The organism is Blastocatellia bacterium, assembly GCA_016713405.1.
Lineage (GTDB): Bacteria > Acidobacteriota > Blastocatellia > Chloracidobacteriales > JADJPF01 > JADJPF01.
Genome location: JADJPF010000001.1, coordinates 541,312 through 556,647, shown reverse-complemented (window position 1 = coordinate 556,647; position 15,336 = coordinate 541,312). Strand labels below are relative to the sequence as shown.

General features: G+C 34.8%; 7 protein-coding genes and 1 pseudogene. 7 read left to right on the top strand and 1 reads right to left on the bottom strand.

The features are described from left to right. Positions 1-10: 10 nt before the first annotated feature. Positions 11-3,073: a hypothetical protein gene (locus IPK14_02350; protein ID MBK7992278.1), complete on the top strand. Its 3,063-nt coding sequence runs from the start codon at positions 11-13 to the stop codon at positions 3,071-3,073. Between the two features lie 3 nt (positions 3,074-3,076). Here the strand turns inward: IPK14_02350 and IPK14_02345 are convergent, their stop codons facing one another. Further along, complete coding sequence (locus tag IPK14_02345) at positions 3,077-4,324, bottom strand: serine/threonine protein kinase (protein ID MBK7992277.1); 1,248 nt, start codon at positions 4,322-4,324, stop codon at positions 3,077-3,079. 300 nt (positions 4,325-4,624) lie between these two features. On the opposite strand from IPK14_02345, the gene IPK14_02340 reads away from it, so the two are divergent. The 6 genes and pseudogenes from IPK14_02340 (at position 4,625) to IPK14_02315 (ending at position 15,297) form a co-directional block, all read left to right on the top strand. After that, positions 4,625-6,445, top strand: coding sequence for a M61 family metallopeptidase (locus IPK14_02340; GenBank protein ID MBK7992276.1), 1,821 nt, complete (start codon positions 4,625-4,627; stop codon positions 6,443-6,445). Between the two features lie 42 nt (positions 6,446-6,487). After that, positions 6,488-6,923: pseudogene (locus IPK14_02335) on the top strand (PaaI family thioesterase). 35 nt (positions 6,924-6,958) lie between these two features. Beyond that, entirely contained in the window at positions 6,959-7,684 is a 726-nt protein-coding gene (locus tag IPK14_02330) for a hypothetical protein (GenBank protein MBK7992275.1), read from the top strand. 45 nt (positions 7,685-7,729) lie between these two features. Then, complete coding sequence (locus IPK14_02325; protein ID MBK7992274.1) at positions 7,730-10,198, top strand: hypothetical protein; 2,469 nt, start codon at positions 7,730-7,732, stop codon at positions 10,196-10,198. Positions 10,199-10,260: 62 nt separating this feature from the next. Continuing rightward, positions 10,261-14,160 carry a protein kinase gene (locus IPK14_02320; protein ID MBK7992273.1) on the top strand — a complete coding sequence of 1,300 codons (3,900 nt, stop codon included), beginning with the start codon at positions 10,261-10,263 and terminating at the stop codon, positions 14,158-14,160. A 21-nt stretch (positions 14,161-14,181) separates the two neighbouring features. Further along, positions 14,182-15,297, top strand: coding sequence for an SAM-dependent methyltransferase (locus IPK14_02315; protein MBK7992272.1), 1,116 nt, complete (start codon positions 14,182-14,184; stop codon positions 15,295-15,297). Positions 15,298-15,336: the final 39 nt, after the last annotated feature.

The window sequence follows — 15,336 nt, the reverse complement described above, 5'->3', positions numbered from 1 at the left end:
AATTTTTGCTATGACTTTTAGCAGTTTATCTAGTTTAGTAAAAAAATTGCAGCAAGTAATATTTCTATTTTTTTTACTATTTATCTTTCTAACCACTACAAAACTTTATACTTATGGACAGGAAGAAGAAAAATTACCGGTCTTGTCTCCTTCCGCACTTAATTTACATAAATGGGGTGCAATAACGCTTTTTCATGGATTGCCTTCTAATCATGTTCGTGCAATTGCTCAAGATTTAGATGGAATCTTATGGTTTGGAACAGATAGCGGTTTAGCTAGATATGATGGCCGCCGTACAGAAAAAATAGTAAATAGCAGTCTTCCTAGTGAAAAAGTTTCTGTCCTAACTCTAACTACAAATGGTGAGTTATGGATAGGAACAGATTTAGGTGCAGTACGCCTAATTAATAATGAATTTCAACCTATTTTACCTACAGCTAATTACTCTATAACTTCTATTATAAATCCAAAGCCTGACCAAGTAATTTTAACTAGTTTAGAAGGTGTTATTTTTATTTGTAGCTTAAATGGAGCTAAAACAGAGGTTAAAACCATTGGGCCCAAGGATAATCCATTACTTGAAATTGCTAAAGATAGTCCATTACCAATAACTAGTGCGATTTTTTTGGATAATTCCTTAATAATTTCCACTCGTGGCCGAGGATTATTAAAAATTGTTGGTAGAGATATAAAAGAAATACCTTTACGGCCTCGTAGCTTTTTTATAGAGAAAATTGCTAAAAATAAAAATGGTATTTTACTTGCTACTCAAACAGGCAAAGAAGATAGCGGACTATTAGAAACTAGCAATTTATCCATAGCCCAAAAACTTACTGCAACAACCGGAACAGTTAGCGATATTAGTATTTCATCTGACGAAGATATTTGGGTTGGTACAAACCAAAAAGGAGTATTTCATTTTAGAGATGGTCGAGAAGTAGAAAGATTTTCTTTTGAAAATAGCGGTGGTGGACTGCAATCAAATCAAGTTTATAGTGTTTTTATTGATCGTGAAAAAGTTATGTGGTTTGGCACAGATCGCGGAGTTTGTCGCTATGATCCTAATAGCCCACATGGAGAAAAAATAACTGATCAAGCACAAAATAATTTTATTCGCATCTTTTACAAAACTGCAAATGGTCAACTTTGGTCAGGCTCAAACGCTGGTTTATTTACTAGAGAAATTAAAAATATAGGTTGGCAGCAAATTCTAGCGTTAGGAAATCGGGCTATTCATTCGGTTTATGAATGGGAAAATAATTTATTTATTGGTACTTCTAATGGCTTATTTACTAGTAGTTTAGACAAAGAAGGAAAATATAAAGAATTTGCTCAACTAAGCGAAAATTTTGTAGATATAAATGACACAAATGTTGCTAATGAAAGAATTAGAGCTATTTGTCAATTTAAGAATAAAATTTATTTAGCTAATTTTGAGAAAGGTTTAGAAGTTTTAGAAAATAATCAACGTAAGCTGATTTGGCCTTTAGACAAGCAAATGTCTAAAGAAAAAGAAGTTATCTCCTTATCTGCTGATCAAGATAGACTTTGGATTGGTACAACTAATGCTGGTTTGTTCTTTTTTGATGGTCAGGCACTAACATCTGTCAAATTAAATCTAGCTACTAATCCAATTCGAGCTATTTTATCAGAAGATAATCAACTTTGGATTGGTACAGATAATGGACTTTACCAATATAAAAACAATCAACTAAATCTAATTATTAAAGATATTGAAGTTTGGGCATTATATATTAGTCAAAATAATTCTTTGTGGTGTGCTACACGAGGAAAAGGATTATTTAAGATTACTAATACTAATTGGAATGGAATTACTTATAGTCGTTTTGGCAATGAACATGGCATTCCTTCTGATAGTGTATTTAGCGTTTTTTCAGAGCTTAACAATGATGAAGAAGCACTTTGGATAGGTACTAATCGAGGAGTGGCAGAATATAAACCAGGAAAAACTCCTCCTATACTTCGTTTAACTAGAATTTTAGGCAGCCAAATTTACCCTTTAGATAGCATTTCTAGGGGCTTAAACTTAGATTATCCGCAAAATAGTTTGGTTATAGATGTTGCAGCTATTAGTAGTCGTACTTTTTCAGAACAATTTCAATATTTATTTTTACTTTTTGATAGTAAAGAAAAGCTTCTTAAACAAAGATTAAGTAAAGACTCACAGTTTTTAACAGAAAATCTCTCGCATGGTACTTATAAAATAGAAATTCGCGCCTATAGCAACACTTTAATAGACTCAAAACCTGTCACTTTATATTTTACTGTTGCCCAGTCGCCATTCCCCTGGACAACACTTTCACTTTCTATTTTACTTATTTTAGCTTTACTCGCGCTTTGGTGGGGCTATCACCAAAATGTTAAGCTTTTTAGTACCAACAAAGCTTTAGCTAATGCTAATCAACAGCTTGCAAAAACTCGTCTCCAACTTGCAAGCGAGACAGAAAACGAACGTCAACGTATTGCCCGCGACCTTCATGATCAAACCTTATCAGACTTGCGCCAACTTTTAATGATGACCGACCAATTACCAAAAGAAAGTATTGATAAAAACCGCTCTTATTCAAGTATTTTTCGTGTTGAAATAGAGTCTATTTCAACAGAAATTCGTAGGATTTGTGAAGACCTTAGCCCATCAGTATTAACTAATGTAGGTTTAACCGCAGCCCTAGAATGGTCATTAACCGAAGCTGTAGCGCATCTACCAAAAGATAAAAAATTTGAATATCAATTCAATTGCAGTGATGATTTAGAAGATAAATTAACTTTTGACTCAGCAACTCAAATCCAAATATATCGCATTATACAAGAAGCTATTAGCAATATTTGTCGTCATGCACAGGCAACAAACGTTTCTTTAACTATTGATATTACTAAAGCTAATTTATTTATTGTTACTTTAACTGATGATGGTTGTGGTTTTAAGGTAGGAACAAAAACTGGTCGTGGATTAAGTAATATTTCTTCGAGAGCTAGCTTAATTGAAGCAGAAATTTCATGGCAAACTAACTTACCAAAAGGAACGCTTTTCACTCTAAGAAAACAAAATTAATAGTTAAATTGATCTAAAATAAATAATAATTAAAGTTATTATAGCTAATAATAACACTATTGTAGCTTTAATTAGTATTTTTTCTAGGTTGGTATTTTTTCCCTGTACAATAACGTTTGGTTTTACTTCTAACACTTGCGGGGTTTGTTGTATTAGAGGTTGGACTTTATCAACTTTATTATCAACTTTATCAATAGTTGCATTTGTTAAATTTCTATTTGTAACTTCAGCATTAGATTCTACAACTTCTTTCTTTTCTGTTTCAGGAGCAAACATTTCTGTAGTTAGTTCAGGAAAAGCAACAAATTCACTATTTGTTTTTTTAACAACAGGTTCGATTTGTCCATCAGGATATTTATTAACTACTTCTTCAAAAGCTCTAATAAATTCGTCTGCGCTTTGATAACGTTCTTTTGGATTATAAGCTATAGCCTTTTTTATAACTGGATCAAAAGCTTCAGGAATAAAAGAATATTTTCTAGAAAGCTCTATAGGCGTATTTTTTATCTTTGAGGTCAAAATATCATTTACATTAGTACTATTAATAGGCAAATTCCCTGCAAGCATTTCATAAACCATAGTTCCCAAAGCATAAATATCAGACATTGGGCCAATAGGATCTTCCATCAATTGTTCTGGAGACATATAATGGGGTGTACCAAATACTTCACCAACTAAAGTTAAACTACTTGAATCTGTTAAACCATCTGATTCCAACATTTTAACAATTCCAAAATCTACTAATTTAACTATAATCTCATCGCCTTTTTCTTTTACTAATACATTAGAAGGTTTTAAGTCTCTATGTAAAATACTATGTATATGTGCTAATTCCAAAGCTCCTGCTAAGGGTTTAGCAATTTTTAAGCAGTGTTTTGGTTTTAGAGGTAACTTCCCTTCTAAATAATCGTCTAAAGGTTCACCATCAACAAACTCCATAACCATAAATAAAAACTTTTCTGGAGTTTCTCCAAATTCATGAACTTTAACAATATTTGGGTGTGATAGCATCCAGCAAATTTGTGCTTCTCTTTGAAAGCGTTTAACAAATACAGAGTCACGGGATAAATTAGGGGAAATTATTTTTATAGCAACTTCTTCACCTGAATGAATATCAGTAGCACGAAAAACCGATCCCATACCACCAACACCAATTTTTTTCTCTAGTTTATAAGTATTATTTAACTCTTTACCTATTAAACTATCAAAAAATTGCTCATCTATGACAGATTTATTTTCTAGTGTAGCCATAATTAATTTATTCTACTACAAGGGGCATTATTATAATCTCTAGTTCTTAATAAGGACTTTGAATAGTTAAAAGTTTTTTGTCGATTTTATAACAGATTAACTAATTGATGTTTTATTTGATAAATTTTTATTGTAAGTAATATGTAAGCAAAGTAGAAAAATAGTAAATAATAAATCCGCTTAACTATATATTAAATATGCTAGCTAAGACAAGCTTTTAAGTTATAATTTCTATTCTCTGTCAAATACCTAATAAATATATTTCTTTAATTTTTACAAACTTAATTGGAAGATAGATTTATGAAATCACTTATTTATTTAGTTTTTTGTTTATTTTTCTTTTTTCCTAATCTAGCAAATGCTCAAAGCAAACAATTAGATATAAATTACACCGTTAAACTAGCTAGTATTGAAAATCAACTTTTTCATATCAGCACAGAAGTAAAAAATATCTCTCAAGATAAATTAGAGATTTCTCTACCTGTTTGGACTCCTGGTTGGTACACAATAGAAAATTATGGCAAAAATATTTTACGCTTTCGTGTAACTAATGACAAAGGCGAAGTAGTTTCTTACCAAAGAACACTTAAACAAACTTGGGTAGTAAACACCAGTAAAATTAACTCTATAAAAATAGATTTTGATTATCAGGCTACAGTTTTAGCACTTAATCAAGCAAAAATCTCATCAGATTTTGCTTTTTTTACTGGTATTCAACTATTTTTACAAGTTGGTAAGCAAAGAAACACGCCTGCAACAGTGCATTTTGATATTCCTGATGGATGGAATATTATTTCAGCACTAAAAGAAACTTCTAACCCAAAAGTGTTTACTGCTTCAGACTATGACACTTTAGTAGATTCTCCTACACAGTTTGGAAAATTTGATTTAACCCGTTTTCAAGTAGCAGGAAAACCTCATTATTTTGTAGCAACTCCAGCAGGAACATTTTCTAAGGAAAAAACAGAAAAGTATGTCCAAATGCTAAGTAAAATGGTATTAGCACAAAAAGACATTTTTGGTGATTTACCTTATGAAAAATATATTCATTTTTACTTTTTTCAACGTCCAGAATCTAATGCAGGTGGAGCTTTAGAGCATTCTAATTCTTATGTTGCCTTTGCTGCTGCTGGTTCGTTAACTACACCAGAAAATTTAATTGGTACAGCTTCACACGAATTTTTTCATGTTTGGAATGTAAAAAAAATTCGTCCAGTAGAAATGTGGCCTTATGATTATTCTAAGGAAAATGAAACTCCCCTTTTATGGGTATCTGAAGGTTTTACTAGCTACTATGGCCCATTGGCCCTGTATCGTGCTGGTATTTATGATCAAAAAACTTTTTTAGGTATTTTAGCTAATCTAGCAACAAATATAGAAAATAATGAAGCCCATAAATATATATCACCTGCTGAATCTTCTGTATCAACCTGGCTAGGTTATGATACAAGACTAGCTTTTGAAATTTCCTACTATACAACAGGAGCTAATTTAGCAGCTTTGTTAGATTTATCCATCCGTCATGATACAAAAGGAAAAGCTAGCTTAGATGATGTGATGCGCACACTTTACCAAGATTTCTACAAGAAAAATAAAGGTTTTTCTACCAATGATTTAATCCAAGTTATCAGCAATATCACTAGCAATAACTATCAAGATTTCTTTCAAAAATATGTCTTTGGTATTGAAACAATCCATTATGAAAAATTTTATAAATATGCAGGTCTTAGCCTAGAGCAAAACACTATAAAATTTCCTGTTTTAGGTGTAAATACTGCTATAACCAATACAGGAGAAATTCAAATTACAGATGTAATTCCTAACACTCCAGCAGCAACAGCAGGATTATTAAAAGGTGATATTTTGTTATTAATTGATGAAGTAGAGCCACAACGCCGACTTAGAGAAGTATTCCAATATTTAGCAGGAAAAATTGACCAAGAAGTAAAAGTAAGAATTAAACGAGAAGGCAAGGAAAAAAGCCTTAATCTTAAGGTTGGCTCTCAAGAACAAACAAGCTTTCAAATTACAGAAATGCAAGAACCCTCAACAGAACAATTAAAGCTTAGAACTGCTTGGCTACCTCCCACTAGCAAAACAGCAAACCAGGCAGGTAATTAAAAAATATAAATTTTCAAATAAATTAAAGAGGCAAAACTAAACATGCAATTATTAGAACTACTAGAATCACACTCAGTTAAAACTGTACATGACACATTAGGAATTAAGGTTGAAGAAATAGATCCAAAACGCGTGGTGATTTCTATGGCTGTTACAGAACATGTTCACCAATTTACTAGAATTTTGCGATGGAGGTGTTTCTGTTGTTTTGGCTGAGTCTGCCGCTTCCATTGGTGCTGCTGCCAATACAGATTTAAGCCAAAATATACCTGTTGGTGTAGAAATAAATGCTAATCATTTACGCTCTATTTCTCGTGGGACAATTACAGCCATAGCAACTCCTGTACATATTGGTGCTAAATTAATGGTCTGGCAAGTAGAACTTCGAGATCAAAAAAACCGGCTAGTATGTGTCTCACGCTGTACTTTGATGTTAAAACCAGGTAATGCTCTTAAACTAGCACGTGGTGAAGCTTAAGATTTTCAATATTTTTATCATAAGAGGAAAAAGTTTTGAGTGATCAGATTCTTATCCAAGGTAAAAGAACGGCTGATAAATTAACCCAAGTTAAAGTTACTCCTACTTTAATTATTGGTGTTGGTGGTACGGGCGGCGATGTACTACTACGTATTCGCAAACGTTTTTTTGAAAAATATGGATTGCTAGAAAACTTCCCTATTATAAATTACCTGTGGATTGATACAGACCTAACAGAAAAAGATGTAGGAGCGCGGCTATTTTCTGACCAGGTAAAATTTACCCAAGCAGAAAAAGTAATGGCTATTATTCCTGATACAGCCCGCATTACCAATGACTTAAACCAATATCCTCATATTAAAAGCTGGTTTTACGAAGGCTTAAACAAGCTAGGAACAATGACCGAGGGAGCAGGTCAAATTCGCGCTTATAGCCGGTTAGGTTTTTTTGAGCATTATCACACCATCCGCCAAGCTATTCAAAAAGCAGGTGAACGCATTCGCAATGTTGAAAATATGAAGCTAATGCTAGACCGGCATGGAATGGAAGTTGAAGGCTCAAACCGCTTTAATGTTTACCTGGTTTCTTCGGTTGCAGGTGGTACGGGGAGCGGAATGTTTTTAGATGTAGCTTTTCTGGTCAAAGATATTTTTGCTGGTCAACCTGTTACTAGTGTTGGTTTTTTAGTGCTACCAAAACTTTTTGGAACAGAAGTTCCAAGAGTTTTTGCTAATAGTTATGCTGCATTAAAAGAGCTATAGCATTATAGCTTTGAAAACCATTTTAATGTTGAATGGCCCGATAGGATGCAAAGAAATATTGCTCCACCTGCATTTAATTATTGTTACTTAATTGATAATATGAATACAGCCGGCAAAACTGTAGATGCAAACTCTAAAACGCTGATTTTCAACATGTTAGCTGACAATATTTTCAAAGATTTTTCCCAAGGTGAGTTTGCTGGTTATAAACGAGGTGTAAGAGTTAACCTAGACCAATTTTTAGTTGATGAATTTGCTTTTAAGCACTTAGACGAACATGGTCGGACGATCATTGACCAAAAGTTTATTTGTCGTTATTCATCCCTTGGTTTAGCTTCTGTAACTGTCCCGCTAGATAGAATTAAATTAGCTTGTGCTTATAAATTAGCGGCAGAAGTTGTTGATCAATGGGGAAATATTTCTGGGACTGGTTATAACGCTGGTACTATTACTCAATATGTTTTAGATAAATTTTTGCCCCAAGCAAATCTTTATGAAGGCACTGCAACTAGACAAGGAACATCTGAACAACGCCATGATTTTCTTCGTCCGCTAGTTGATGATGGTTCTAATCAAAGTCGTTCTTTAGATTCTGTAATTTCTCGTTGGGCTAGTGAAACCGCCCGACAAGCTCAAGACGGCGTTCCAGAACAAAAACGCCAAAGTCTAAAACAATTCTTTAGCGCAGCCCTAGAAGCCGAATTAGTTAAGTTAGAAGCTGAAAATAAAAGCCCAGACCCACAACAATGGGGAGATTATGCCCGTATTATTCACTTCAATAAACAGCAATTAATTGAACAAGGCCGCCAAGCTGTTGAGCGAGAAATAGCTAAAGTAATTAACCAGCAGCATCAAAGCGTAGGTTATGCTATTGATGTGCTAAATCAAGTTTCTTTTGTTCTTACTGACAAGGCCCATAATTACCGCGCCCAATTTCTAGCAGATAGCGAAGAGCTAGCCCGACGAATTGAGCGTTCTACTCGTGCAATTAATTCTCTGCTAGCTGAAATTGCAACTCATGAACGTCGTAGCAATTGGGATGGGCGCAAATCCATTATTATTCGCTATGACATTACTCGTTTTGAAAAACTCGTCCAAGAACACTTAAAAAATATTCTTCATCGTCGCGTCCGTTTAGCTGCTGCAAATGTTGTTGATGAGCTAGTTAAACACATTGGAGCAATTAATAAACTAGATAGCGGTCAAGTAAATACTGAAGGCTTAATTGGTAGAATCTACACTTTAGGTAGCGATTTACTTAATCTAAAAAAAGGCTTGCTTGCCAAATACGACTATTTTTCAGATGTCCCAAGCCAAGAACTTTCCCTGCTACTTTATAGCCGAGAAGATATAGAACAAAAATTCTATCCTAAATATTTAGGCAGTCCAGACAGCGCAAGTAAAAAAGTGTCTGATGTTGGCGACCAGGTTTTACAAAAACTTGGTGCTACTGTAATGGATTTGCCGCGTAAAGTCTCAGCCGAAGGTTTAGCCAGCGTTGAAGAACAAATAGTTAATCTTACTGGCAGTGTTTTTACTGATTTAGGACGTGATTTTAATGTAGTAGAAGCTTTATGGGATAAATTTAAGCGTACTGAAGACCGAGAAGCACAACTTCGCCTAGTTTATGATAATGCTAAGTTTTGGCTTCATGGAGGTGGACAACAAAGAAGTTTTCGCTTAACCAATGAGCGCAACCGCTTATTAATTGGGCTTCCTCAACGTGCCGATGCTACAAATTTACAAGAGCTAAAGCGACTCTTAATAAATAAAATTCCTTTGCCAGGCGATCCTAGCCCTTCTATTTTTTCACTTCCTGAAACAGCAGAAATTGTTTTTTATAATGAAACAGGTGGCATTCCAATAAATTTTGCTGATGAAATTCTAAATATGAAACTCCATTATCAAAACCTTCATCTAGTGGAAGAACTTCATATTAACCGTTACGAAACAAAATTTAATGATATCGTGGTGCTAGATGATCAAGGTCGTAAAACTTTAGAAGAAGCTCATGAGTGTTTTCTAGTAGGTGTAATGCTGGATTGTATTCAAGCAGTCACTGATGGTAAACGGATTGTTTATCAATATACAGAAATGATTGGATTAAATGAACAACGGCGAATGCTTGGAGTAGAAACCAAGGCTTTACTTGAATTGCAGCGTGACCAAAGAGTAAGAGAACAATTAGTTTATCAGGCAAGAAGTCGCCGAGAATGGGTTAAACAAAGTAATCAACATTTATTACAATACTACGCTTTGCTCTCTTGGTATTACAAAAATATTTATCCAGAACAAGAAATTATTGGCCCTGATGGTGCTTCTTATTGCGAACAATCCACTATGTGTAGAACTATAGTAAAAGAGCTTAGTCTAGTAGAACATTCAATTAGTCAAACTATGGACTTACGTTCTTTTCAACTCCAAGCACGTCAGCAATTAGCACAACTAGAGTCTTTTACTAAAAAGCTACCTGATGGCAAACGAGCAATAGTTTTTGATCATGTTCATGCATAAAAGTCATTAAATAAATTGCAGGATACAATTTTAGGAATATTGGTGTATTGAGGTAAGGTTTTATGGGTAGTGTAGAAAAAGATTTTGCTGGAACAGAACGCTTTGAAATTAGACAACGCTTAGGCTCAGGTGGCTTTGGCGTGGTTTATGAAGCTTTTGACCGAGAACGTAATGCCCCTGTAGCACTTAAAACTTTACATAATAGCGATTCAGAAGCAATTTATCGTTTTAAGCAAGAGTTTCGTGCCTTAGCAGACATTACCCATAGAAACTTAGCTGCACTTTATGAACTAATTTGTGAGGGGGATCAATGGTTTTTTACCATGGAATTAGTTCAAGGAGTAAACTTTCTTAGATATATTCGAGGAGATGCAACGGTAAAGCCTGATGGAGGAAAACGAGCAACAGCAGCAAGAAAAGTAGAAACAGAAACTCTAACTATGTCTGACCCTACACATAATTTTCCAGCTAACTTAGCTTCTATAGCTTTTTCGCCTGCCATAGCTAAAAAAACTCCAACTAAAGCATTAACCACAAAACTAGTTAAAGAATTAGTCCCACCCTGCATAATTGATTTAGAGCAGTTAAGAGATTTAATAAGACAACTAGCTATGGGAGTTATGGCACTGCACTCAGCAGGAAAATTACACCGAGACTTAAAACCTTCTAATGTTTTAGTAACTAAGGAAGGTAGAGTTGTTATCTTAGATTTTGGCCTAGCAATAGAGTTAAGCCGAAAAAGCAGCAATGAACAAGCTTCTAGAGTAGTTGGAACACCTCAATTTATGTCACCTGAACAAGCTTGCGGAATGCCTGGAACAGAAGCAAGTGATTGGTATAGTTTTGGTGTAATGCTTTTTCAAGCTTTGACTGGTCAACTTCCCTTTACTGGCTCATCAGCAGAAATAATGCTAAAAAAACAACGCCGTGAACCACTCCCACCAAGCGATCTAGTTTCTGGCGTGCCAAGAGATTTAGACGAAATTTGCATTGATTTACTTAGGCGACTGCCAGAAGATCGGCCAAAGGGTAAAGAAATCTTAAAACGCATTTTTACTGGTCATACTTCAGATCTTAGAAAAAGCCTAACTCAGCTAACCCAACTTTCTCCAATTGAATCTCTTCCCTTTGTTGGTCGTGAAGAACTTTTAAATAATTTGGATGAAGCCTTCTTAAAGATGAAAGAAGGAAAAGGTGTAACAGTTCTAGTGCATGGAGGTTCTGGTTTAGGTAAAAGTGCGTTGGCACGCCATTATATTGATGCAATTCAATCACTTGAAGCAAAAGCATTAGTGTTATCTGGCCGCTGCTATGAGCGTGAATCTGTCCCCTATAAAGCTCTAGATAGCATTGTTGATGCTCTAAGTCGTTATCTTAAAGGGCTTACACCAAATGAGTTAGAAGCTATTTTGCCTCATGATGTACTTGCTTTAGTTCGCTTATTCCCTGTTTTAAGACAGCTAGAAGTTGTTGCTGCTGCACGCCGTCGAATACTAAATAGCCCTGATACTAGGGAACTTCGCCGCCGTTCTTTTACTGCGCTACGTGAATTATTAGTTAGGCTAGCAGACCGTGAAATGCTAGTAATGTTTATTGATGATCTTCATTGGGGAGATGCTGATAGTGCTGCTTTGATGGCAGAATTGCTGCGCCATCCTGAGCCTCCAGCAATATTTTTAATTGCTACTTACCGAAGCGAAGAAACAGAAACTAGCCCAATGTTAAAAGAGCTTCTAGCTTTTTTGGCAGACCATAACTATAAGTTAGAAGTACGTAAGCTAGAAGTAGGAGAATTAAGCCTAGATGAGGCTGAAGAATTAATTTATGCACTGCTAGAAGATAAAGAAACAATTGCACCAGAAAAAATTAAAAAAATTGCTCGTGAATCTAAAGGAAACCCTTATTTTATAGATGAATTAGTTAGGTTTGAGTTAACAGAAAAAGAAAAGAAAAAGAGCAAAAATATTAGTGCTGAATTAAAGTTAGTTGAAACAATAGTTAGCCTAGATAATATAGTTGAAGCTAGATTTGCAAGTATTTCCCCTTCAGCAAAAGAATTTTTGCAATTAATTGTAGTTAATGGTAGCCCAATAGAAGTTGAAGTAATTCGCCGAGCAATACAATTAGGTGCTGAAGAGCCTATGGTAATGGCAACTTTACGATCTGCTAGGCTAATTCGTGTCCGACGAACCCCACAAGGTGACACCGTAGAGCCTTATCATAATCGCATTAGAGAAATAATTTTATCTAAGTTAACTCCTGAAGAGTTAAAAAATTATCACTTAAAGCTTGCTTTGGCCCTAGAAGCAACACAATGTCAAGATGCTGAAGTACTAATGGCTCATTTTCGTGATGCTGGAGATTTGGAAAATACCATTAAATATAGCGAACTAGCCGCAGAACAAGCTATTGAGGCATTAGCCTTTGATCGAGCAATTCAACTTTATAGGTTTATTATTGATTCACTTTCTAATTATGAGGATAAAAAACAGCCTACTTGGGTAAAACTAGGTGATGCTCTTGCAAATGCTGGTCATGGACTAGAAGCAGCACAAGCTTATTTGGCAGCAGCAGAAAAAGCAGAGTCTACCCAAAAGCTTACTTTACAACGACTTGCAAGCGAGCAGTTTTTAGTTAATGGCTATGTTGACCAAGGTGTAACTATTTTGCAAGACCTTCTTAAAACCTTAGATATAGGCTTTGCTAAAACTCCACAAAGAGCTTTTTTTTCTGCTTTCTTGAGACGCACTTACTTAAAAGTGCGTGGTTTAAGTTTTCAAGAACGAGAAGCTAATGACTTATCAGACGAAGATTTAGCAAAAGTTGATACTCTATGGTCAGTAACAATTGGATTAACATTTGTTGATCCAGTACGAGCAGCAGATTTTCAAGTTAGGCATTTGTTGTATGCGTTGAACTTAGGTGAACCATACCGAGTAGCAAGAGCTATTGCTTTAGATGTTATTCATTCAGCAAGCGCAGGTGGACACGCTAAAGAAGAGACCGAAAAACTAGTTCAAACTGCTTTAGCTTTAGCTGAGCGAATACACCACCCACACGCTTTAGGTGTAGCAACTTTAACTGCTGGCGCGGCAGCTTATTTTGTAGGCAATTGGGCAAAAGCTAAGGAGTTGTTAGAACGTGCAGAAACAACACTACGAGAAAATTACACTAGAATTTTCTGGGAGTTAGATGTAATTCAAATCTATTTATTACGCTCATTATATTTTATGGGCGAGATAAAAGAGCTTATTCACCGCTTGCCGCCGCTGTTAAGAGATGCTAAAGAACGTGGTGATTTATCTGCGATTACGCTACTACATACACGCTACTATATTATAAATTTGGCACAAGATAGCGTTTTAGATGCTAAAAAAGGGCTTAATTTAGCTATTAAGCAATCTTCGCAGGAAAGTGATTTTCAATTACAACATTACTGGGAGTTATTTGGAGAAATAGAAGTAGCTCTTTATAGTGGAGATGTTCAGCAAGCTTGGCAAAAATTAAATGACTGCTGGCAAAGCTTAAACAAGTCTTTACTGTTTAGAATCCAAGTTTTTCTTATTGAAACCTACCATTTACACGCCCGTGTAGCCCTAGCAATGGCGCAAACTATTGATAACAATGAAGAATTTTTACGTCAAGCACAACAAGATATAAAAAGAATTGAGCAAGAAAAAATGTCTTGGGGCAATGCTTTAGCTGGCTTGATACGAGCTAGTTTAGCTACAATGCGCCGAGATAATAAAAAAGCTATTGAATTATTGGCTGAAGCAGAAGTCATTTTTGATAGTTTAGAAATGTCACTTTATTCTGCTGCTGCTAGATATAACCGAGGACTTTTAATGAACAGTCCTCAAGGTCAAGAACTAAGTAAGGATGCTAGTACTTGGATGATTGATCAAGAAATTAAAAACCCTGCACGAATGGCAGCTATGCTAGCTCCGGGCAAATGGCAATAATTCTATATTTCTATTTTGCTTATGAATGAGCTAACAGCAAAACTAACTGAGCAAATAAAAAACACTGGTGCTATTACCTTTTACGAGTTTATGCACACAGCACTTTATCATAAAAATTTAGGCTATTATTTTAATGATAAAGAAAAAATTGGTGTGCGTGGCGATTATTACACCTCAGCAAACGTTGATGCTAGCTTTGGAGCATTGCTAGCTAAAGAATGTTTACGGCTTTATAAACAATTAGATTCTAACTCCCAGAAAATCAATATTTTAGAAATAGGTGCTGGCACCGGACAACTTGCTTTTGATATTATTTATAGTTTAATTACAGAAAATAATTTTCCTCAAAATAATATTCAATACACGGTTTGCGAAATCAGCCCCACAATGCAAACACTACAAAAAGAAAAACTTGCTCCATTTCTAGGCCAGGTTAAATGGTTAAATTACAATGAGTTACAAGAAAATCCTCAAACAGCAATTATTATTGCTAATGAAGTTGTGGACGCTTTTGCAGTTCACAAAGTGCAGTTTTCCAAAGGTAAGCTAGAAGAGCTTTACTTAAATAGCGATGGCGTGAGCTTAAAACCCTTTTGGCAAAAGGCTAAAACGGCTGAACTAGAAGAATACTTAAGAAAATTAAAAATTGAATTAATAGAAAATCAAGTAATTGAAATCAATTTAGACGCTATTAAATGGCTTAAAACCCTTGTTAACTCTTTAATAGAAGGCTTTATCATTATTATTGACTATGGTGATTTGTCAGATCATCTTTATAGCCCAGAAAATTTAACAGGAACAATAAAATGTTTTTCTAAACATAAACTTAACTCTCAAGTTTTTGAAAATATTGGAGAACAAGATATCACTTCTGGTGTAAATTTTTCTGCATTAATTTATTATGGACAAGAATTTGGGCTAGAAAACTTGGTTTTTACTAGGCAAGCAGATTTTTTAATTAAGTTAGGTTTACTAGAACGGCTAGAGCAATTAATAACACAAGATCCTGATAGTTTTAAGTCATTAAAAACTCGACTGGCATTAAAAAACTTCTTTATACCTGGTGGCATTAGTGATCATTTCAAAGTGCTAGTCCAGAAAAAATCAAAAGAAATTAAATATAAGTTACAAAAATAAAAAGGCAGCCTCGAAAGACTGCCCCTTATTCACCTTCAC